This is a genomic window from Shewanella sp. Koi 1, assembly GCF_052907445.1.
The window spans coordinates 1,022,324-1,045,812 of the sequence record NZ_JBREJM010000001.1; the positions used below are offsets into that span (position 1 = coordinate 1,022,324).

At 49.5% G+C, this 23,489-nt stretch carries 13 protein-coding genes, 1 pseudogene and 1 riboswitch; of the genes and pseudogenes, 10 read left to right on the top strand and 4 right to left on the bottom strand.

What is annotated here, in order from left to right:
* Positions 1 to 67 precede the first annotated feature (67 nt).
* From ACUZ8J_RS04555 to ACUZ8J_RS04565, 3 genes are all read right to left on the bottom strand, one after another.
* Positions 68 to 2,377 carry a toxin-antitoxin system YwqK family antitoxin gene (locus ACUZ8J_RS04555; protein ID WP_446693199.1) on the bottom strand — a complete coding sequence of 770 codons (2,310 nt, stop codon included), beginning with the start codon at positions 2,375 to 2,377 and terminating at the stop codon, positions 68 to 70.
* Between the two features lie 159 nt (positions 2,378 to 2,536).
* A complete protein-coding gene (locus ACUZ8J_RS04560; protein ID WP_446693200.1) occupies positions 2,537 to 4,270 on the bottom strand; it encodes a toxin-antitoxin system YwqK family antitoxin in 1,734 nt (577 codons plus the stop codon).
* Positions 4,271 to 4,279: 9 nt separating this feature from the next.
* Positions 4,280 to 6,568: a hypothetical protein gene (locus ACUZ8J_RS04565; protein WP_446693201.1), complete on the bottom strand. Its 2,289-nt coding sequence runs from the start codon at positions 6,566 to 6,568 to the stop codon at positions 4,280 to 4,282.
* Positions 6,569 to 6,839: 271 nt separating this feature from the next.
* Here ACUZ8J_RS04565 and ACUZ8J_RS04570 point away from each other — a divergent pair, with 271 nt between their 5' ends.
* Positions 6,840 to 7,802, top strand: coding sequence for a dienelactone hydrolase family protein (locus ACUZ8J_RS04570; RefSeq protein WP_446693202.1), 963 nt, complete (start codon positions 6,840 to 6,842; stop codon positions 7,800 to 7,802).
* A 703-nt stretch (positions 7,803 to 8,505) separates the two neighbouring features.
* Complete coding sequence (locus tag ACUZ8J_RS04575; protein WP_446693203.1) at positions 8,506 to 10,341, top strand: putative Ig domain-containing protein; 1,836 nt, start codon at positions 8,506 to 8,508, stop codon at positions 10,339 to 10,341.
* A gap of 693 nt (positions 10,342 to 11,034) precedes the next feature.
* Here ACUZ8J_RS04575 and metH read toward each other — a convergent pair.
* Positions 11,035 to 14,770 (bottom strand): annotated as a pseudogene (metH, locus tag ACUZ8J_RS04580) (methionine synthase).
* 210 nt (positions 14,771 to 14,980) lie between these two features.
* On the opposite strand from metH, the gene ACUZ8J_RS04585 reads away from it, so the two are divergent.
* From ACUZ8J_RS04585 to cobO, 8 genes are all read left to right on the top strand, one after another.
* A complete protein-coding gene (locus ACUZ8J_RS04585) occupies positions 14,981 to 15,703 on the top strand; it encodes a histidine phosphatase family protein (protein ID WP_446693204.1) in 723 nt (240 codons plus the stop codon).
* A 180-nt stretch (positions 15,704 to 15,883) separates the two neighbouring features.
* A riboswitch (cobalamin riboswitch) is annotated at positions 15,884 to 16,042 on the top strand.
* A 133-nt stretch (positions 16,043 to 16,175) separates the two neighbouring features.
* Positions 16,176 to 17,141: an ABC transporter ATP-binding protein gene (locus tag ACUZ8J_RS04590; RefSeq protein WP_446694905.1), complete on the top strand. Its 966-nt coding sequence runs from the start codon at positions 16,176 to 16,178 to the stop codon at positions 17,139 to 17,141.
* On the top strand, positions 17,138 to 18,286 hold the full coding sequence (locus tag ACUZ8J_RS04595) for a FecCD family ABC transporter permease (protein WP_446693205.1): 1,149 nt from the start codon (positions 17,138 to 17,140) through the stop codon (positions 18,284 to 18,286). Before ACUZ8J_RS04590 ends, ACUZ8J_RS04595 begins: the two co-directional genes overlap by 4 nt.
* 273 nt (positions 18,287 to 18,559) lie before the next feature.
* Positions 18,560 to 19,612 carry a nicotinate-nucleotide--dimethylbenzimidazole phosphoribosyltransferase gene (gene cobT, locus ACUZ8J_RS04600; RefSeq protein WP_446693206.1) on the top strand — a complete coding sequence of 351 codons (1,053 nt, stop codon included), beginning with the start codon at positions 18,560 to 18,562 and terminating at the stop codon, positions 19,610 to 19,612.
* Between the two features lie 96 nt (positions 19,613 to 19,708).
* The gene (locus ACUZ8J_RS04605) at positions 19,709 to 20,497 is read left to right on the top strand and encodes an adenosylcobinamide-GDP ribazoletransferase (RefSeq protein ID WP_011621638.1); all 789 of its coding nucleotides are present in this window, start codon (positions 19,709 to 19,711) and stop codon (positions 20,495 to 20,497) included.
* Positions 20,494 to 21,096: a bifunctional adenosylcobinamide kinase/adenosylcobinamide-phosphate guanylyltransferase gene (gene cobU, locus ACUZ8J_RS04610; RefSeq protein ID WP_109286479.1), complete on the top strand. Its 603-nt coding sequence runs from the start codon at positions 20,494 to 20,496 to the stop codon at positions 21,094 to 21,096. Before ACUZ8J_RS04605 ends, cobU begins: the two co-directional genes overlap by 4 nt.
* Positions 21,097 to 21,183: 87 nt before the next feature.
* Complete coding sequence (locus tag ACUZ8J_RS04615; RefSeq protein ID WP_446693207.1) at positions 21,184 to 22,809, top strand: cobyric acid synthase; 1,626 nt, start codon at positions 21,184 to 21,186, stop codon at positions 22,807 to 22,809.
* A 28-nt stretch (positions 22,810 to 22,837) separates the two neighbouring features.
* Positions 22,838 to 23,473 (top strand): cob(I)yrinic acid a,c-diamide adenosyltransferase, encoded by a 636-nt coding sequence (gene cobO / locus ACUZ8J_RS04620; RefSeq protein WP_248967485.1) that lies wholly within the window; start codon positions 22,838 to 22,840, stop codon positions 23,471 to 23,473.
* Positions 23,474 to 23,489 lie beyond the last annotated feature (16 nt).

Sequence of the window (23,489 nt, forward strand, 5' to 3'; positions counted from 1 at the left end):
ACCGTAAACAGGCAGCTTCAGCAATCTTTAAACACTGAGGGTTGAATCGGAACGGTAGAGTAAGCTATTAGAAATGCTCGGTATTAATCAACTTACCGAGCTGATCGTAGTGGCTCCAATCCCCCGCTTGGCGGTCGGCGATATAGCTGCCTTCACTGCGTTTTTCGCCACTGGGCCAAAATTGCTGCCATAAGCCTTCCCTGCGATCCTTAAGATAAGTGCCCTGTTCGGCGAGTTTGCCATTGGTGTGGTAATAGCTGGCATCGCCTTCCTTCTGACCCTTTAACCAAGTTTCACTCAGTTTAGGTTTACCATTTTGGTGGTATTCCCTGCGCTCGCCGTCGAGCTCGCCTTTAGTGTATTGGGCTTCGAGTTTGAGCTGGCCATTGTTGTAATACTCTTTGCTGCTGCCATGCTGTTGGTTATCTAAAAACTCGCTGCTGGCGGCTAAAATGCCATCCTCATACCAGCTTTCCCACAGTCCCGTTTGCTGACCTTTATCCATAGTACCGCTCAGTTTGAGCTGGCCATTATTAGGATAATATTCGGCATAGGTGCCCGTTTTATCATTGTTATCATAGGTTTCTAAACGATAAACCACTTGCTTAAAGCTGTAGTACTCGCTTGTGCCGTTACGCTTATTATCCTTCCAATGGTTTTTCTGGCTGATATTGCCCTCGGGGATTGTGCCGTAGGTTGGGTCTTTGGCTTCGTAGCGATAATCAATCCAGAGACCGGTTTTTTGATTATCCTCATATTGGCCAGTGACGCGGCGTCGACCTTGGTAATACTCGGCATAGTCGCCATTGAGTTTGCCGTTAACAAAGGTCTGTTCTTTTTGTTTTTGCCCCTGCTGATATTGGATCCACAGTCCTTCTTTAACGCCGTTTTGATAATCTCCTTCCTCATTGAGATCGCCATTGTAGTACCAACGGCTAAAGTGGCCATCGCGGGGATAGCTATTGCTGTTATCCGCTTTCGTGCGGGCGTAGTGGGCGAGTTCTCTTGGCTTGCCATTGTCGTAAAAGGATTCGTATTTACCGACCCAGGCGCCTTCGATGCGCTCACCGCGTTCATTCACCGAGCCATCCTCATAGTAGGATTCGGAGCGGCCAGTGAGTTTGCCATCGACATACACATCTAAGCTGCGGAGCTGGCCATTGGTGTGGTAACGACGGAATTCTCCGTCTCTTTGACCTAGCTTCCATACCTCTGCGGTTTGCAGTTTACCGCCGTTATAGCGTTCAAATAATCCATCCTTCAAGCCCATGTTGTAGCTGCTTTTTTCGATAAGATTACCGTCCGCATCATAACGCTCAGAGGGGCCATGCAAGGGATATTGACCATTATCGGCCAGTTGCGAGTTCTGATAGGTACGCAGCTCTTTCAGTTGGCCGTTGGCGTGGAAATACTTTTGCGTGCCGGCGAGCATATCCTGCTTGTAGTTCAAATCGCTGGTCAGCACACCCTCAAGGTTAAAGTATTGCTGGCGCCCCTCTAGCACATCGTTGAGGTATTGCTCCTCCACTTGGAGTTTTCCCAGTTCATTGAATTGTTGGCATTTACCGTGGCGAAGCCCGGCTTGATAGTGGCACAGGCTTGCCAGTTCGCCACTGGGATAAAAGGTGCGTTCTTCACCCTCGAGTTTATCGAGATTAAATTGGCTGGCACTGGCCTTAGTGCCATCGTCGAAAAAGGTTTCCCATAAACCTTGGCGGCGGCCGTCGGCATCGAAGCGGCCACTTACAACGACTTGGCCCTCGGCATTTTGCTCGAGGTAGGGGCCTGAGAGTTGGTTATTAGCGTAGGTTTGGCTTTGGGAGAGGGTGCCGTTTTCATAAAAGCTTTCCCATTTACCGTGGCGAAGGTTATCGAGGTAGCTTTCCTGCGCCTGTAATTTGCCACTCGGGAAGAATCGTTTGACCTGAGACTTTTGGCCATTTTTATATAGGGTGCTTTGGGTAACATTGCCCGTGGCGTTAAATTCCTTCCATTCGCCAACGGGGACTCCCTTGGCAAATTGCTGCTCCTCGGTCATGGCGCCATCTAAGTCGAACAGTCGCCAGGTGCCATCTTGGTAACCGAGTTGATAGTTACCTTCGACAATTCTGCTGTTATTACTATGAAAAACCTGCCATTTCCCATTCGGTATCCCCTGCGAAAATTGCCCTAAGGTATAACCTTGGTTGTCGCGAACGATGGCGATATCACCATTTAAGGGCATGCCCGTGGCGAGATTGTAATAGCTGGGAATACCGTCCTGCTGGCGAATTTCGACCATCATGGAGGAGAGATTTTGCGCCGCCTGTGCATGGACGCCGACTAGGTTGATCCCGGCAATGGCAAGGCTAATAAAGCGAAATGGCGAGTTGTACATGCTGGTCCCTTGCTGTGGATCTTAGGGCCGCGCAATGGGCGGCCAGTATAAGAATCCTACGTTTACACTATGTTGATGCTGTGCACTTTGGCCGAGTGCACGGCGAATTAGTTTACGCGATTGGCGTTAAGCTAAACAGCTTAACGCCACCTGCTTTCGTTAATAAAAAGGAAACACGCTATCTTCAACGGGTAAGACGGGCGGCGGTGTTTCCTGATTTAAAAACTGGCCGTGATTGTAATGATTAATCACCTGTATCGAGCCATTATTCTCAAACTGGTATTGCTTACCATGCAAGTTACCTTGGTCGTCATAGTTAGCAATTTCAAGCACATAATCCTCGACTGTACGCAGTTCCCAGTGGCCGACTTGCTTACCCTTGTCGAAGCGACCATGCCAAGAGCGTCTTTCAGGATTCGGCCTTGGGCGATATTGGAATTCGTTATCGGTGAATACCCAATCGCCTTGGCGCAGTTCATTAAGGTATTCGCCTTTTTCGTACACTTGGCCATTGCTGGCGTAACGCTGGACTAAACCATCGGGTTTGCCATGTTTAAAGTGCATGGATTCAAGCAACTGCCCTGAGTTGGTCCTGTTGAGGTATTCACCGTGGAGCTGGCCATTATCATCGTGACTATAGGTGATGGTGGCGTCATCTTGAAATTTCTTCCAAGTGCCTGCTTGTTTATCCTTGGCATACTGGCCTTGCTCTACCAGCTGACTTTTACCCGTGGCAGGCTCAATTTTCACCGTCTCATAGGCGCCTTCACGCTTACCCGCCTGATAATATTCACGGGTGAGGGTGATGACATCGTTGTAGTCAAAGGATTTGATTTGTAAGCCATTCAATTGCTTATTGAGTAGCTCCTGACGCTCGATTAACAAGCCTTGTTTGAAGGTTTCAGAGAGCGACCCGTTTTTGAGTTTGTCCTCTTCTTGAGTCTCAATCAATTGGCCGTCGCGATAGCGCTGCTGTTTGCGATAAACCCAGCGATTACCTTGGTATTTGCTGTCGGCGGTGCGTTTTATCACACCCTTGTCATCGTATTCGATGGACTGGATGACGTCGCCCTTATCGTTGGTCACTTCCTTTAATTTGAGCTGGCCATTTTCAAAATAAGTAAGCTGCTCACCGACCTTATAATTCTGTTGATACTGGAAGTGGTGCTCTACCTTGCCATTGTCAAAATAGCTAAAATAATCGCCGTGTTTTTTATCTTTAAACCACTCTTGAGTCGAGATGACTTGCCCATTTAGCCCCCAAGTGGTCTCTGTGCCTTGCAGTAGGCCATCAACCTTATGTTCCTCTCGGTTGAGTTTGCCTAGATTAAAATATTGGCTGACGCAGGTGGGGTCATGGCAGATTTTGGCGGTGACTTCACCTTCGGGACTAAAATTTTCGCTGATACCGACGGCTTGGCCATCTTTATAGGTGGTTTTGTTGCGGATATTGCCTCCATTCCAATAACCCGTTTCTTGGCCTTGTTTTACACCATTTTCATAGTGCGACTCTGTATATAACTGACCCGTGGCAATGTACTTTTTGATGACACCATCGAGCTGACCTTGCGCGTTACGAAAGCCCTGTTCGTAGGGGGTTCCATCGTCGAAGTGACATTGATAAGGCCCGCGAAATTGCTCGCTAGTGAGTGCCTTACCAATATTTTTATCGGCGATGGCCGTTGAGCAGAAAAGCCTATTCTTTTCTTTGTAGTAAACCTCGACCTTGTAGTAACCATCAGTCTGATCAACGGGTTGCTCAAAATAGTACAGAGCTTTTTTCTCATCCTTGATGACATTCCAATTGGCATCGAGTAATACCTTTTCCGCATTGGCATGGGTACTGATAAGGGTGAGCGCTCCTAGGAGCAGTTTTACAGTAAATGGACGCATAACCGCTCCTTAAGGCAAAGGTTTAAAGGTGAATTCATAGGGAATATCGACGGCTTCTTGGGAGATAGTCATATAACTCACCTTAGCGGCGGCGCCTGTCACACTTAAATAGCGGCCATCTAACAGCACCTCATCAATCCTATACTCTGTCTCTTCGGGCAAACGAATCGTTAGTGGCTTGCCTTGAGCATTCTCGACTCTGATGTAATTGGGCAGCTCTTTACTCGGCTCCTTGCCATAACCCGTATCGGTCAGCCAGGTTTGTAAATCGATTAACCAAGGGCGCTCGGTGACAGATTGCGGCAAGGTTTGCCAGTGGATATCGCCTTTGCAATGGATAGTGCCTTGAATGCGCTTATCGTAGAAGTACTGGCGCACGCGGTCGGGTGTCATCAAATGGTAAGCCGCGCCTTCGGGCCCATTGGGCACAAACTGCCAAGCCACCGTCTGTGTGCCTTCATTAAAACCTTGTGCTATTTCGGGCTTACAGGCTGTCGCTAACGCGGCAGACATGGGGATAGACAAGTTGTGGCCATTTTCAGTCGCCGTTTTTATATCCTTCACCGCACTGATTTCAGGCTTTGCCTCTGCCAATTTATCCGAGAAGGAGTCGCCGATACTGACGCTACCGAACTCGCTCAGGGGATTGGCAAGATTTTGGTTGTACTCGGCTTCGGGAACAAAACGGATCTGCTTGCTTTGGCTAAGCTCAGGTTGGGGTTGACTCGTCACTAACACTAAGGTTTTAGGGATTTCGTCTAACTTAAGTAGAAGTGCGTTGGTGGTCAGCGGATGACTATCATTGGCACTGGTCAATTCCGTTAGCAGTTCTTTATCGGTCAGGGTGAGCCACTTGGGATATTCTGATTCGGGGCTGGCATAGGCCATTTTGCCTGTTAACTGCTGAAGACCGAGGTGGATCTTGTGGCTGTCGCTCTGCTTGATGACTACTTTAAATAGCTTAGCGTTGGCATCTAGGGGCTGAATCGTGAGGCTGGCATCGCCAAAGGTATAGGGCGTAGCGAGCAGTTCGTCCCAGGATTTATCGATGATGCTATTCGCCTCGGGAACTAAGGTGAGCTTAGCGTTGATATAACTTATCCGCTTGAGTTTATCGGCGGTGTTATCCCAACCCGTGGCGATAATGTTGGTCGACGACTCAATGTTGCGGCTGAAATTGACCGCCGCCCCCGTGCTGTGTTGCCAGAAGTTGAGATCTAACGCTTTTCCGCTCTCATCAAAGGCGGTGATGTCCTCATAGCGCATATTACCGACCACATATTGCGGACTCATGGCATGCACAAAGCGCAGTTGGATCTCCTCGGGAGTATCGCTGCCCCAGTCGCCAATATTATCAATAATCCCTTGATGATCAGCTAATAAGGATTGGATAAATGCCTTGTCGATAGGCTTGTATTCCCGCGGCACATCGCTGATGTGATAAAGCTCTTTTTGCTTATCATCTATATCCCGCTCGGCATCGTAGTTGTCATCGGCATACCAAAGCAGGCTCATCACATCGGGGCGATCCTTAGGTGCCATAACGATACGCTGGACAAAGGTTTTACCCCTCTGTTCATCCTGTTTAAACAGCGCCATGCTCTCTAACCAACCGGTTTTACGGTTAAGCTCGAACTTGCCGTAGACCTTAAGATGACTGTTTTCGCCCTGTTGCTGTTTAGTCTGTAATACGGCCAGCAAGCTATCGTCGCTCACTTGCTCAACCGTCCAGATTAACCGCTCATCCATGGGGGCGCTGGCGCTATAACCCACGCGGGGCTCAAGCTGCACGGGCAGGGTAGGCGATTGCTCAAGTAGGGACTTAAGGCTCGCCCAGCGGTTAAACAGCTCGGCGATATCCTTCTTTCCTATCTTGGTAACGGGCGTAAGCCGATTGTTGTCACCATTTTTCAGCTCGAGATTAAAGCCCGCTTGAATGATGGAGGTGAGTTCTTTGCCGCTGTTTTTCGGATCGATATTACTGATCGGAATAGGCAGGCCGCGATCGCTTAATTGCATCAGGCTCGGCTGAACGAAGAAGTGGGCATTATTGGTTAACGGTGTAGTTAAGCTAGTCGCTTTACCCTGAGCATCCTGCAACTGGTAATTCAGTAGCACGCGTCCCTGCATGTGCTTTTGGGTTTCGATACCGTCATTGATGCTGAGGGTCGAAATCACCTGATATTCGCGCGCGCTGGGGATGCTCCCCGATTTATTGGAGCCAGCGCTATCGCACGCCGTTAATCCCAAGGTGAGCGTGAGACTGGTACAAATTACCCTGCATATCCCTATAGCCATTTGAACTCCATTGGCAACTTATGTTGTTGAAATGTAAATCTATTAATCTAGAAATTGGCGACATTATACACAAAAATGCCCCTAGGGAATAAAAAGCTCATGCCAATTTGGGGGCAAGATCAGTCGTAAGTTTGCATGATGAATAGTGGTATAAGGTGAGAAAGCCGATTGCCCTGATAAGGCTTCATACTTTACTCTTGTTAACGCCGCTAGATAACTCACAAGCTAGGGAAGATAAACCTGTGGTAGCTTGTTCAATGGAGAAAGAACGATGAGCCCACAACCCAAGTCCGACAATAACGCGCATGCTTCGCAGCCTATCCCGCAGGAGGCCTTTGATTGGTATGATGAATATGCCCACGGCATCATCGACCGCCGCGAGTTTATGGCTCGCCTCGCGGGTCTTGTGGCACTGGGGTTTACCATGACAACGCTCACTGGCGCACTCATGCCCAACTATGCCTTAGCCGAACAAGTCTCCTTTAACGATCCCAGCATTCAAGCCAGTTATGTGAAGTTTCCCTCCCCCGAGGGCTATGGCGAAGGCCGCGGTTATTTAGTGATGCCAGCTTCTATGCTTATTCCCGGTAAAGAGGCGGGCGATCCTAAGACCTTGGACCCCACTAAAAAGGCCGCCGTGGTGTTAGTGGTACATGAAAACCGTGGCCTGAATCCCTATATCGAAGATGTGGCCCGCCGCTTAGCGGCCAAGGGTTATATCGCCTTCGCCCCCGACGCCCTTTATAGCCTCGGCGGCTATCCCGGTAATGACGATGCGGGCCGCGCCATGCAAGCCAGCCTCGACAGATCCAAAATCGAGCAGGACTTTATCGCCGCCGCGCGTTTTTTAAAGGCGCATCCCCAGAGTAATGGCAAACTCGGCGCCGTCGGTTTCTGCTTTGGTGGCTACATAGTCAATATGCTCGCCGCCAGTATTCCCGACGAACTCGCTGCTGGCGTGTCTTTTTATGGCACCCCAGCGGCAACAGAGCTACGCAGCCGAGTCACAGGCCCGCTGATGTTGCAATTTGCCGCTTTAGATCAACGGATTAACGACACTTGGGCCGAGTACGAAACCCAATTAAAGGCTAACAAGGCCGAGTATATTGCCTACCTCTATCCCAATGTGAACCATGGTTTCCATAATGATTCCACCGCTCGCTACGATGAGCCAACCGCCGAGCTCGCATGGGCAAGAACCTTGGATTTTTTTGGGAAGCATCTACAAGGTTAGGGATTGCCGAATTGCAAAAGGGAATTTTGTGATGCGGGGGCACATTTGCTGTGGCCTTACGGCCGAGAAAAATCAAAGTCGTGGGGCTTCACCCCACAGCCGATGATATTGCTGGTTTGCTTGGTGTGAATTAGCAATGTTATTGCTGTGATCTGTTTATTGCGGCCTATCGGCCGAGATATGTTTAAAGTCGTGGGGCTTCAACCCACACCCGACCAAGGAGGACTGCTCGTCCTATCCTCCTTGGATGCTCCAAGACGCCCCAACGGAGTTGAAAGCCCCTTGTGCTCATTGCCAAATTTGCTATCGCTTCCGAAGGATGCGTCCCTGCACCTGCGAAAGCTAGCTCGCCATCCATAGCGAGACTCACGCAATTTGTCTATTCGCCCTGCGGCAACTCCGAGGGGATGGTGTATTCCTTAGGCTATGGAGTTGTAAGCTTGTTTTTAAAAGTTAAGTACCCAAATTAGGTATTACTTAACTACTTAATTTGTAATGTGAAAGTGGTAGACAGATATTAAACAGAACGTTATCTTAGGTTTTTAACAAGGATGAAACTTAATCGTGACCTCGATTCAGTTCACTTGCATCAGGAAGATGTATCTTGTTCTTAACTTAGATACTTAAAATTCTCCTGCGACCTGTTACTTATGATTTATGTTGTTCAACTAGTAATTATACTGATGTTAGGAGAGGTATCTGTATGTATAGAAGTGTATTAGTTATTTTATCTATTATTTCAGTATCAGCTATAGCGGTTGAAAGTCCTTATTCAATTGATAAGACGTATGAAAATAACCTGCCTAAATCATTCTTAAAGGTGGCTTTCTCTGAGGCTAAAAACGAAATAATAATATCTGGTACTGCTGGTGATGAATTTTCTGCTGATAAAAGAATTTACTTATGGAAGTATAATGTTGATAATAATGGAGTGGATTATATTAGCTCAGCCAGTTTTGGTATAGCATCAGATCTCGTTGGTTATATTAATGTGGAACCTATAGGTGAATATAATAAAAACTATTACGCCTTATCTGAGTCAAATTATGATGGAGCTAGAAAATTAGTTAGATTTACTCTTGAAGGTAATGATTTATCATTGTCTCAAGAAGTAGAATTTTCATCTAGTTCAGGTCAGTACGGTTCATATGTAGAACAGGTTGAATTTGTAAATAATAATACCATTGTTGCTTTGCATCCAAATCATGATGATACTCTGAGTGGAAAAGTCAGTTACGATTACAGTGTTTGTAATTTAAGTGGAAATGGTGAGATAGATTCTTGCGATCGAAAAAAAATCTTAGCTGATAAATCGCTCATATCAAATAGTACCTACAAGCTATATCGATTAGAGGGCCGTGATGAAATTATCTTCTATCCAGAAAGGGTCGGGATTAATGAAACGAAGGTAGAGCCAAAGTTGTATGTCCTTAAATGGCAATCTGACATTAATGATTTTGTAGTTTTTCAAGAAATTGTTATCCCAGAAAGAGTTGATTCATCTAGATTTAGTGGTGTTGAAGCTATATATACAATTAATGATGGGAAAGAGCTTATAGTAGGTAGTGATATGCTTCTGCATTATCAATACTCACCAGATGATAATAAATTTGTTCTGTCAAAAATGAAGAATAGTGTTAGTTATCCCAAAGAAGCTATTTATTTAAAGAGTGAAAATTATTTTATTGAACGCTCTGGAAGAAATTCTTATGTGTTTGATGATGAAGAAAAGTATTTTTATAAGTCTTCCCAGGTGTATGCTATTGCAGATGGTTGGTTTCAGCTCACTGATGACAAGAAAGGTTTTTTCGTTAACCTAATGTCACCTAATATTACAACGTTTACCCTCTCTAACCCTAACCCTCTTATATATAAAGGTGGTTTACCTAAAGGCTCTATTCCAGCTGTTCAAGATGTTCCTTTGGCGATAAATATTAAGAAGCATTTTCTAAATGGAAACAATCTTGTGGTTACCGGTTTTCAAGCTGAATATATACATGAAAGATTGATTTGGGATGGTGAATATATTCGTGGGACTTTTACTAATGAAGATATGTTTGCCTCAAAAAATTTAATTGATCCAACACCAGCCAGTCCCATTCAAGTGAGAGTGAATATTCCTCCATTATCTACAGAGATCTTTTATATTACTCCGACTAACGTTAACGATGCTCCTATGTTAACTGCGGAGATTGGTATTCAGTATCTTGAGAAGGATCAACAGTATTACGGTGTGCTTTCAGGAATTGTTGTCGATCCTGATAGAGAGGCTGTGACTTATACATATAAGAATGTACCTAATGGATTAATAGCTAGTGAGGATGGAATATTCCACGGTGCAGTTAAGACTAAAGGTCAATACTTGATGACGGTCACCGCAACAGACCCTTCAGGTGCAGAGTTGACGTTTGATGTGACATTTATCGTTAATGATACTGGTGAACCTGAAAAATCATCCGAAGGCGGTGGTGGGACTATGGATTTCACATTGTTGATGCTATTGATTACGTTGTTTTTTAGGCGTTTAAAGCATAATTAAATACTTAATATCGGAATGGGGCATTTTTGACTTAAGGCGATGTTGTTGGATTAATCTCGCCTTGTCGAACTAGTTTAGGCAAGGGAGGCTTCCCTCAGGTTTCATGAGCCATCCTAGTTAAATTTCTAAAATTGGTAGTAAAGATTACTCGATTTGCTTTGCATGGCTAGAGGCAACACTAAAGCAGCAGAAGTTCACCTATCCCCTGCGAAGTTGCCGCTGGGCGTTGGAATAAATTGCGTGAGTCTCGGCATGGATGCCGAGCTAGCTTTCGGACTCTCTGTTTTACGTCAAGGGGATGCCCTAGCGGAAGCGTTAGCGATTTTCGAATAAGTACGAAGCCACTCTTTTTGTGGCTAATATTTTAATTAATTAGCCCACAAAATATATGCTGAAACTGATAGGTACACCAGATAGGGCACTGTTGCACCAGTGACCTTCTAAAACATGGATGTTTTAGTAGAGCCTACAAGGATGTATTTACGGCGTGTCACTGGGGTAACAGTGCGAAAGCCTGCGGCAGGCAATGAGTTGCACCATTACTTTACAGCGATATGGTTGCTAGTTCGCAATGCAAAACGAACCAGCAACATCGGGTGTGGGGTGAAGCCCCACGACTTTGATTTTGATTTAAAATTTCAAACGAAGTTTGAATCAGCTTTTCAAACCGCGTTAGCGTAAGCTCGATCCTGATTACTCAGGGTCATAATCCAACACTGGCGCCAGCCACTTCTCCGTCTCTGCAACAGTCATCCCCTTACGCTTCGCGTAATCCTCCACCTGATCGCGGCCAATATTGGTCACGCCAAAGTAGCGGGATTTCGGGTGGGCAAAGTACCAGCCTGATACCGCGGCGGTCGGGAACATGGCGTAACTTTCAGTAATGTTTAAGTCGATGGTTTCATTCGGCTTTAACAGTTCCCACAACAGGCCTTTTTCTGTGTGATCCGGGCAAGCGGGGTAACCCGGTGCGGGGCGGATCCCTTTGTATTTCTCACGAATTAAGGCTTCGTTATCGAGCTGTTCATCGGCGGCATAACCCCAGAATTCCTTACGCACACGCTCGTGCATCCGCTCGGCAAAGGCTTCGGCTAAACGGTCGGCTAAACACTTGAGCATAATGGCATTGTAGTCATCATGGTTCGCCTCAAAGCGGGCGATATGCTCATCGATACCATGGCCAGCGGTCACGGCAAAGCCGCCCATATAGTCGGCTACGCCGCTGTCTTTTGGCGCCACAAAGTCGGCCAGACAGAAGTTATCGTTACCCACACGCTCAAGCTGCATCCGCAGGTGATGGGTGGTCATTTCGACTTCGGTGCGAGTCTCGTCGGTATATAGCTCAATATCATCGAAGCCGACGGTATTGGCGGGGAATAACCCAATCACGCCCTTGGCGGTGAGCCATTTTTCATCGATGATTTTTTGAAGCATCGCCTGACCATCGGCGAACAGCTTCTGCGCCTCAACCCCCACTACGTTGTCGGTTAAGATCTCGGGGAAATGGCCGTGCAGCTCCCAGGCGCGGAAGAAAGGCGTCCAGTCGATACGGTCGACTAAATCGGTTAATGGATAGTCTTCAAATACTTGGCGACCCAGCACATTGGGCTTGAACGGGGTGTAGTTTGCCCAGTCGTGCTGGCAGCGGTTTTCGCGGGCGGCTTCCAGCGAGACAATTTCCTTACGCTTGGTTTGCGATAAACGCTTAACGCGCATCTCTTCGTATTCGGCGTAGGTCTCATCGATAGTGGCTTGGCGAGTTTCATTGCTGATTAGCTTGCTGACCATAGGCACGGCGCGTGAGGCGTCGGCAATGTAAATCGCGCCATGGGGATAATGGGGCGCAATCTTCACCGCGGTATGGATTTTCGAGCAGGTCGCGCCGCCGATAATCGCTGGAATGGTAAGACCTTCACGGTGGAAGGTTTTCACATTGTGCACCATCTCATCAAGGCTTGGGGTAATCAGCCCCGACATGCCGATAATATCGATATTGTGTTCTTTAACCGCCTCGAGAATGCGCTCTACCGACACCATTACGCCTAAATCGAACACCTCAAAACCGTTACAGGCGAGCACCACGCCGACAATATTTTTGCCGATATCGTGCACATCGCCTTTTACGGTCACCATCAAAATCTTACCGTTAGATTGGCCTTCGACCTTCTCTTGCTCGATAAAGGGGTTGAGGTAGGCCACGGCTTTTTTCATCACCCGCGCCGACTTCACCACCTGTGGCAGGAACATTTTGCCCGAGCCAAACAGGTCGCCGACGATATTCATACCGTCCATCAGCGGGCCTTCAATCACATCCAAAGGCCGTGAGGCAAGTTGGCGCGCCGCTTCGGTATCTTCGTCGATAAATTCGGTGATACCTTTGACCAGCGCATGGGCGAGACGTTGATTAACCGGCCATGAGCGCCATTCTAAATCTTCTTTTTTCGCACTACTTGAGCCATCGCCCCGGAATTTTTCAGCAATCTCAAGCAATTGTTCGGTATTGTTTGAGTCTTCAACTGGACAGGGCAGGTTGAGCACCACGTTCTCGACCTTATCCTTAAGCTCGGGGTCGATATCATCGTAAATCGCTAGCTGACCCGCGTTGACGATACCCATGTCCATGCCGACTTTAATCGCGTGGTACAGGAATACCGCGTGAATCGCCTCACGCACTGGGTTGTTACCGCGGAAGGAGAACGACACGTTCGACACCCCGCCGGAAATCATCGCGTGGGGCAGGGTGGCCTTAATCTCTTTAATGGCTTCAATAAAATCGACGGCATAGTTATCGTGCTCATTGATACCCGTGGCAATGGCGAAGATATTTTTGGTCGAAGATAATGTCTTCGGGCGGAAAGCCGACCTTATCGACTAGCACGCGGTAGGCGCGGGTACAGATCTCGACTTTGCGCGCCTTAGTGTCGGCCTGACCTTGCTCGTCGAACGCCATAATAATGGCCGCGGCGCCGTAGCGTTTTACTAGGGTTGCCTGCTCGATAAACTTCTCTTCGCCTTCCTTCAAGGAGATAGAGTTCACAATTCCCTTGCCTTGAATACATTTGAGGCCCGCTTCAATCACCTCCCACTTAGAGGAGTCGATCATAATCGGCACCCGGCTGATATCCGGCTCAGAGGCGATAAGATTTAAGAACTTATGCATCACCTCGACGCCATCGAGCATGCCTTCGTCCATGTTGATGTCGATGATCTGCGCGCCGCTTTCTACCTGTTCACGGGCGACATCGAGCGCCTGCTCGAACTTACCTTCTTTGATCAGTTTTAAAAACTTGGCCGAGCCTGTGACGTTGGTACGTTCACCCACGTTCACAAATAGGGTTTGGGCGTCGATAGTGAGCGGTTCCAAACCCGATAGACGGCAGGCGACGGGGATCTCGGGTAATAGCCGTGGGGCAAAGGGCTCTACAGCTTCGCGAATGACCTTAATATGCTCGGGCGTGCTACCACAGCAGCCGCCGATAATGTTGAGCATGCCTTCACGGGCCCATTCTTGGATAACGCTCGCCATATCCTCTGGGGTTTCATCGTAACCGCCAAACTCGTTTGGTAGACCCGCGTTAGGGTGCGCCGACACATAACATTCGGCGATGCGAGATAATTCTTCGACGTAGGTGCGCAGCTCCTTAGGGCCGAGGGCACAGTTAAGGCCGATGGATAAGGGCTTGATATGGCGAAGGGAGTTATAAAAGGCTTCGGTGGTTTGTCCGGTCAGGGTTCGGCCCGAGGCATCGGTAATGGTGCCGGAGATCATAACTGGCAAACGCACTGGTGAATTTGGTCCAAAGAGTTCATCGAACACGGTTTCGATGGCAAATAAGGCGGCCTTAGCGTTTAAGGTATCGAAAATGGTCTCAACCATAATGATATCGGCGCCGCCTTCTATCAGGGCGCGGGTCGATTCGCAGTAAGCGGTCACTAACTCATCGAAATGGATATTGCGAAAGCCTGGATCGTTAACATCGGGGCTGATAGAGCAAGTGCGGTTAGTGGGCCCTAACACACCGGCGACATAACGTGGCTTACCCGTGGCTTGCTCGATTTCATCACAGGCCTCACGGGCGAGGCGCGCACCTTCGCGGTTAATTTCGGCGGACAGCGACTGCATATCGTAGTCGGCCATGGCGATAGTGGTGGCGTTAAAGGTATTGGTTTCAATAATATCCGCACCGGCTTTAAGGTAGTCGATGTGAATTTGTTTGATGATATCTGGCTGCGTGAGCACTAAAAGATCGTTATTGCCCTTAACGTCGGTATGCCAATCCTTGAAACGCTCGCCACGGTAATCGGCTTCTTCCAGCTTGTAGCCTTGGATCATAGTGCCCATGGCGCCGTCTAAAATCAGAATGCGCTTTGACAACTGGTTGCGAATGTCTGCCAGTGTTTGGCTGGCTCGATGGAGAGATATCGCCATAAAATGATTACCTTTACTACAGCTAAGTTGAGTCCAAAGTACGCAATCGGGTGACAAATTGCATTTTATTATTGAATGTCGTTCGTTATGTTTTGGACATTTATACGTATAGACGTCCATAATACGCGACATCGGATTGTCAGGGCAAGGTTAAAGTTGGTATAGCATAGGCGAGATAACCCAGATAAAAACGATAAAAGGAAAGATCAGATGAAGCAGCTCAGGTTATTACTGTTACGCCATGGAGAATGCGAGGGCGGGGCGATTTTACGTGGCCGAGTCGATGTGCCACTGAGCGACAAAGGCTGGCGGCAGATGTCGGCGGCGGTGGAGGCGCAGGCGACTGTGTGCCACGGTATTTATAGCTCGACCTCAAGGCGCTGCGCCGAGTTTGCCAAGGCCTTTGCGGCTGAGCTGCATTCGAGTGCATCCGTGGGCAGGAGTTTAGATGCGCCCGCGTCTTTGCCGCTTAAGGTCAATCTGCTGGAGGCGTTACAGGAAATAGCCTTCGGCGATTGGGATGGTTGCCTGCTCGATGACTTATATCAACGCGACGGCGAGCGGATGGCGGCCTATTGGCAGAATCCCTGGGAGGTGACGCCGCCCAATGGCGAAGCCATGGCAAGTTTCGAAGCCCGAGTCGATGGGGCGATAGAACAAATCCTCGATAAAGAGTTTGCCCTGCTGGCGATGGATGATGAACAGGCCCATGGGGAGTTTAATGCCAATGCACCCGCGGCCAATATCTGGGTAGTGACCCACGGCGGGGTTATTCGCCATTTGATGTCAAGGGCGCTGGGGGCGGTGAAAACCTTAGGTTTTTACAGTCAGCTCGCCTTACCCGTGGCGGCGGTGGTGACGATTAATGTCCTCGAGGATGAGCAAGGTAAAAGATACTGGCGTTTAGACTGGCCCTCGGGCCACTGTGAGTAGCTTAAACGCATCTGCCATCGCTATGATGAAAATTTTCTGATTTAAACAGCATTGCCTAATGAGCAAGATATAGGATAATGCTTTTCCCTGACGTTTGAGCCAGATAACGAACCCAGTACGTTAAGCTCAAAGGTCGCAGAAATAGGTGTTAGGAATTTTGTGCGATTGAGTGCTATTGCTTAAAGGCAACAGTATTTAAGCGCGCCGGATAACCCAAACATAATAGGGAATCGGGGAGCTGCCCGTCAGTAGCCCGAACTGTACCCGCAACTGTGAGTAGTCGAAGCATTTTGCTTCTTACCTACGAGTCAGGATACCTGCCTATTTCTGTTTTCGCTGCGTGCAGCCTTAGTTCTCGAGCGGGTAACTCGAGGGAGCAGAAGATGACATTAATGAGTTTCGCCCTGTTGGCCCAAGCGGCTGCTGGCACAAATAACACCAATCAATATCCATGTGGGAGCAATCGTTAGTGATGCATTCCACATCGAGCCTTGCGCCCTTAGCGCCCGCAGCGACTTCCGCCAATATGGCCCTTAAGGTCAGCCAATTGAGCTGGGCGATTGAGGGAAAAACCATTCTCTCGGAGATAAGCTTTGCCTTGCCGCAGGGGGAAATGCTCGGGCTGATTGGCCCCAATGGCGCGGGTAAATCCAGTTTACTGCGCTGTTTATACCGCTTTATTCGCCCTGCTAAAGGGCATATCAGCCTGTTTTCGCAAGATATTAGCGAGCTATCGCCAAAGGCGTTTGCCTGTAAAGTGGCGGTGGTGCAGCAGGATACGCCGCAATATTTCGATATGACCACAGAGCAATTGGTTGCCATGGGACTCACGCCCCATAAGGGCATGTTTGATAGCCATTCCAGCGAAGACAGTGACAAGATTGCCAAAGCGCTGGAAAAGGTCGGTCTGAGCCATAAAGTGCATCAGCAATACGATCGATTATCGGGCGGTGAGAAGCAGCGCGCCCTGATCGCCCGCGCCATAGTGCAGCAGCCGCAGTTATTGATTTTAGATGAGCCGACAAACCATCTCGATATCCGCTATCAAATTCAAATCTTAGAGCTAGTGCGAAGCCTTGGGATCAGTGTCATCGCCTCGATTCATGACCTGAATTTAGCCAGCGCCCTGTGCGACCACTTACTGCTACTGGATAAGGGGCAGGTGAGTGCCATGGGCACGCCGGCTCAGGTGTTAACCGAAGAACGTATTGCCGAAGTGTTTGGGGTATGCGCCCAAGTGACGCCCCATCCACAGCATGGTAACCCCTTGATTAATTACTTTTATGGTTATCAAAAGTCTAAGAGCGATACTGCGGACGCAGCGAGTGACTCCCACCCCGTTTCGGCTCAAGCGTTACCTCCTGTGGCCTGCGCCTGTCATAACCCCGGGGCGCCTAACGCGGCCTTGCATAAGCATAGCGTTGAACCCACGCCATGATAGACACACTCAAATTGGTGACCATGAATTTTTTTAGCCACATTTTTACGCCGCTCACCCGCCAGCAATGGCTGATTTTAGGCTTGGCGGGCTTTGCCCTGCTCACCCCCATCGCTGCCGCGAGTTTTGGCGCGGCAAACATTAGCTTTTTAGATGTGCTGCATGTGTTTATCAATAAACTCAGTCACCTGTTTATGACTGATGAGGCCGTGAGCACCAGCAGCATGACAGAGCGGATTGTGATGGAGCTGCGACTGCCACGGATTTTACTTGCCTTTGTGGCGGGGGCTGGACTGTCCTTGGCGGGGAGCGTGCTGCAAACCGTGACCCGTAACCCCCTTGCCGATCCTTATCTGTTCGGCATTAGCTCCGGCGCTTCGTTTGGTGCCGTGGTCATGTTGACGCTGTTCACTGGTTCTGGCCTGTTTGGCAATGCGGGCGCGATAGCCAATTCGGGGATTTTTAGCGGCGCAGGGGGCTTTGCGGGGCTCTTGTGGTTTAGTTTGCCCTTCGGCGCCTTTATTGGTGCCAGTCTGTCGGTGCTAATCGTGCTGGCGTTAGCTGGGTTAGGTCTTAAGAGCCAGGTAGAGCGGATGTTGCTCTCTGGCGTGGCAACCTCCTTTATGTTTGGCGCGTTAACCAGTTTACTGCTGTACTTTGCCAGCCCACAGGCCACCGCATCGGTATTGTTTTGGAGCCTTGGCAGTTTTGCTAAGGCCAGTTGGTCGCTGTTGGTGCTGCCGTCCTTAGTGGTGCTGGTGAGCTTTTTAATTATTCTGGGTTGGAAGCGCCAAATCATGGCGTTGCAAGCGGGGGATGAAACGGCTCACACCTTAGGGGTGAATGTGCCTAAGCTGCGCCTCAATATGCTGCTGCTCTGCTCGCTTATCACCGCCATTTTAGTGGCGACCTGTGGCGGCATTGGCTTTGTCGGCTTGATGATCCCGCACACAGTACGTTTGTTATTCCCCGGTCGTCAGCCCATCTTACTGACGGCGCTGGTGGGCGGCCTGTTTATGGTGTGGATTGATGTGCTCGCCCGATGTTTGCTTGGCAATCAGGAATTACCCGTAGGGATTATCACCGCCGCGATTGGTAGCTTCTTCTTTTTGCTGATTTTGCGTCGGCGCAAGCTATCGAACTAGTTATTTGCATGCTGATTTTGATAAGCAATTGTTCGATAAGTGATTGTTGAAAGAGAAATTGCCCAACTCGAATGAGCCAAATTCGTACTTAGTGCGTATAGCAAATCGCTGCCGAATGCGTCGTAGTGGTTGTTCTAGAATGTAGTTGCGAACGCATCCTTGCGAACAAATCGTTGTGAACGAATCGTTGTGAAAGAATAGTCGCGAGCGTATTAGCCAATAAGTTATGAGTAGCGGCTCCACATGGGAGCCTAAATTGCCACTGGAGCGTGAATGTCTCAATCTGCCCTGTTATTTCAAATCGAGCCTGCGAGTCGAGCGCAGGATCAGTTTATTCAACAAAAGATCGATCTGAAGACTAAGCCGCCGGGCGCTCTGGGGTTGTTAGAACCCTTGGCGCTGCAAATTGCCCGCATCCAAGGGCCGCAGCAATTACAGATAGTTAACCCAACCATGTTGGTGTTTGCTGGGGATCATGGGATTGCCGCCGAAGGCGTGTCGATAGCCCCGAGCGAAGTCACGCGGCAAATGGTGCAAAATTTTGCCCATGGCGGCGCGGCTATCAATGTGTTTTGTCGCCAATTAGGCTTCAATCTCGAGGTGATTGATTGCGGTATTTTAACCCCAGTTGAGGGTATCGAAGGCATTATCGACCAACGCCTTGGCGCCGGCACTGGCGCAATTCACTTAGAGCCAGCGATGAGTTTAGCCTGTGTGGACAAGGGCTTTGCCATGGCGCAGGCGTTAATCGAGCGCCACCATCAAGCGGGTTGTAACTTGGTCGCCTTTGGCGAGATGGGCATAGGTAACACCTCTTCCGCTGCGGCGATTATGGCGGCCATCATGCAACTCGATGTGGCCGACTGTGTTGGCCGTGGCACGGGGATCAGTGCCGAAACCTTAGAGCGTAAACAGATGCTTATCGAACTCGCACTGTTGTTACATCAGAGTGCGATGACAGGCCCTAAGCAAGTGCTGGCCTGTTTGGCCGGCTTTGAAATTGTGCAGATGACGGGGGCCATGCTCGCCGCCGCAGAGCGCAAGATGCTGGTCGTGGTGGATGGTTTTATTGCAACCGCAGCGGCGTTGGTTGCCGTGACTATTAATGCCCATGTGCGGGATTATTTGATTTTTGCCCACCGCTCCGAGGAGCAAGGTCATCAGCGGATGTTGGAACATTTAAAGGCTAAACCTTTGTTATCTTTAGGGCTGAGATTAGGCGAAGGCACGGGCGCTGCCTTGGCATTGCCGTTAATTCAAGCCGCAGTAAATTTTTACAATCAAATGGCGAGTTTTAGTGATGCCGGGATTGAGGCTGTTGTATGATGTGCCCTGCTAAGTGTCTTATTTAAAATAATAACTTTTAGCTAACCGTTTTAATCTTAAACCTTGCAGCAAGTGTTAATTCACTAAGGATGCTTTATGTCAGAACGCGAAAGCTGGCACAAAGAGATAGATTTGTTTTTAGTGGCTATGGGCTATTTTACCCGCATTCCTATGCCCAAATGGGTTGAGGTCGATGCCGACAAGCTCAATAAAGCCAGCCGTTACTTTGGATTAGTGGGCCTGCTGGTGGGGCTACTCAGTGCCATCGTGTTTTGGCTCACCCAAAACTGGTTGCCTGCCGGCGTGTCCGTACTGCTGTCGATGGTCACAGGCGTGCTGCTCACGGGTGGTTTTCACGAGGACGGTTTAGCCGATACCTTCGATGGTTTCGGTGGCGGTTGGACGGCGGAAGACAAGCTGCGGATCATGAAAGACTCTCGCCTAGGCAGCTACGGCGCCTTGGCTTTGATGCTCGTGCTGATGCTTAAGTGGCAATTATTAGTGGAACTCGCGCTTTATGATCCTGTGGTTGCAGGCTCGGCGATGATAGTCGCCCACACTGTGAGCCGCGTCGTTGCCGCCAGCCTTATCTTTACCGAGAAATACGTGCGCGACGATGAATCCAGTAAATCCAAGCCGTTAGCGCAGCATCAAGGTATTAATGAACTGTTTATTTTGATCGCCAGCGGTGTGTTAGTGCTGTTAGTGCTTAAGGGCATTGCCGCGTTGTCGTTGTTACTGGTGATGATAGGCCTACGTCGTTTGATTGTGGTGATCTTTAGACGCCAAATCGGTGGCTACACGGGGGATACCTTAGGCGCAGCGCAGCAGATCTGCGAAATCGTCTGTTACTTCGTGCTGCTCGTTGTGGGTAGCATACTGTGATCCATTTAGTGCTAGGCGGCGCGCGTAGCGGTAAGAGCCGCTACGGCGAAGCCTTAGTGCGCCAGTATACCGCCCTCGGATTTGATGCCTGCTATTTGGCGACTGCACAGGCGCTCGATGCCGAAATGAGCAGTCGCATTCGTTTACATCAGGATGGACGTGCCAAGGATGATATCGACTGGCAACTCGTCGAAGAACCCTTGGCATTAACCGCCAAGCTCGAACACTTAGCCAAACCCGGCCGAGTGATTCTGGTGGATTGTTTAACGCTTTGGCTAACCAATCAATTACTTGCACAGAGCCCCGAGGCCGAGCCCGCTTCAACGGAATCGGACTTTGCCTTGGATTTTGCCCGCTCTCGCCATGAGCCTTTAGAACACTGGCGGCAGCAACGCGCCGATTTTATCCAGACCTTAAGCACCCTTGAGGGCGTAGTGATTTTAATCAGCAATGAGGTCGGCTCTGGCATTGTGCCCTTGGGCGAATTGAGTCGCCAGTTTGTCGATGAAGCGGGTTGGTTAAATCAGGCCGTTGCCGAGGTGGCGGATAATGTGACCTTAGTGGTGGCGGGTCTGCCACTGGTGCTTAAATCCAGCTAAGACAAACTGTTATCGACGCATTCTTAGTGAGGGAGCGAACCGTTTCCCCGTTAGTTTATTTTCCTCTGTTGAGTGATGTTCTTGCCCATGAATTCAAATAACGCCTCCAACTCCACTTCGGCCTTGTCGCAAAACCAGTTTCAAGGTGTTGCAAGTCAAAGCGAAGCTCAGCATTCTGGCGCAAAAGTGCTTATGGTGCAGGGGACAACCTCGGATGCGGGCAAAAGTACGCTGGTGGCGGGAATATGTCGATTGCTCGCCCGTGAGGGCGTGAAGGTCGCGCCGTTTAAACCACAGAATATGGCGCTCAACAGCGCCGTCACTATTGATGGTGGTGAGATTGGCCGCGCGCAGGCGCTGCAAGCCGCAGCTTGTTTTCTCGCGCCGCACACGGATTTTAATCCCATCCTGCTTAAGCCAAGTTCGGACACGGGCGCGCAGATCATCGTCCACGGCAAAGCCTTAACCACCCTAGAGGCCTCGGCCTTTTTCGGGGAAAAGTCTAAGGATTATAAAGCCATGGCGCTAAATGCCGTGCTGGAATCCTTTGCGCGTTTAGGTCAGCAATACCAAACGATTGTGGTTGAAGGGGCAGGAAGCCCTGCGGAAATCAATCTGCGTGAAGGGGATATCGCCAATATGGGCTTTGCCGAGGCGGTCGACTGCCCGGTGATCATCATTGCCGACATCGATAAAGGCGGGGTGTTTGCCCATTTGGTTGGCACCTTAGCGCTGCTGTCGCCCTCCGAGCAGGTTAGGGTAAAAGGCTTTGTGATCAATCGCTTTCGTGGCGATATTAGCCTGTTGCAGTCTGGTCTCGATTGGCTCGAGGCTCATACGCAAAAGCCTGTGTTGGGGGTGTTGCCCTATTTGCATGATTTGCATTTAGACGCCGAGGATGCACTTATTGGGTCGCCTACTAAGCAGGCCAAAAGCCGTTTTAAGGTGCGGGTATTAGTGTATCCCCGCACCAGTAATCACACGGATTTTGACCCACTTAGGCTGCACCCCGATATCGATTTTGATTATGTGTCGCTCCAGACTCAGGCCTTGGCACAGACGCAGGAGATTGCCGCCGATCTGCTGATTTTACCCGGTAGTAAGAATGTTCGAGCGGACTTGGCTTTTTTGCGTGAGCAGGGCTGGGATAAGCAGATTGCTAAGCATCTGCGCTACGGCGGTAAGCTGCTGGGGATTTGCGGCGGCTATCAAATGTTGGGCGAACGCATTGCCGATCCCATGGGGATCGAAGACTCGCAGGGCGTGAGCCAAGGGCTCGGATATTTACCCATTACCACCGAATTCAAGGCTGAAAAACAGTTACGTAGGGTCACAGGCCATTTAGCGCTGCAAGGGCAACAAGTGGAGGTGAAGGGCTATGAGATCCACTGCGGTGAGTCCCAATATCTCACGTCCAGTGATGCCGCCAAGAGTGCGCCATTACGCTTGAAAAGTGAGAGTGCTTGCGATCAACAGCCAGAAAAGTCTTTTGCCGATGGCTGTTTAAGTGACGACGGGCAAGTGCTCGGCAGCTATTTACATGGGCTATTCGACAGTCCAGAGGCCTGCCAGCTCGTCCTTCACTGGGCGGGGTTGGAGAATGCTCAAACGATTGATATCAATGAAATTCGCGAACAACAGCTGGACCGTTTGGCCGATGTATTAGCCGAGCACCTCGATATGCAAAAACTCGCGTCCATTATAAATGCATAAGTGTTAGCAGTAGGATAAACAGAAAATCATGACAGCAGAGAACGAAAAACAGCTCGACACCGAACAAGCGCAAATCAAGGCTGAACGCCATAAGGCGCGTCAGCAAAAAGTGAAGGCGGGTGTGGACGCTAAAATTGCCGCCGCCCAAGAAGAAAAAGGCATTCTGCTGGTGCTCACAGGCAATGGCAAAGGCAAGTCGACCTCAGGTTTTGGTACGGTTGCCCGCGCGGTGGGTCACGGCAAAAAAGCCGCGGTAGTGCAATTTATCAAGGGCACATGGGAATGCGGTGAGCGTAATTTACTTGAAGGTGCAGGCGTGGCCTTTCACGTGATGGGCACCGGATTTACCTGGGAAACCCAAGATAGAGAAAAGGATACTGCCGCCGCTCTCGTGGCGTGGGAAGCCGCCGAAGCCTTACTTCAAGATGAAAGTATTGATTGCCTGATGCTCGATGAGCTGACCTATATGGTGAGTTACCATTACCTCGATGTGGAGCGGGTGCTCACGGCGCTGAAAAACCGTCCGCCGATGCAGCATGTGATTATCACTGGCCGTGCTTGCCACCGCGCGATTATCGAACTGGCGGATACGGTTAGCGAAGTGCAGCCGATTAAACACGCCTTTGAAGCGGGCATTAAAGCGCAGCCGGGATTCGACTATTAAACAGCGCGGCTTAGGC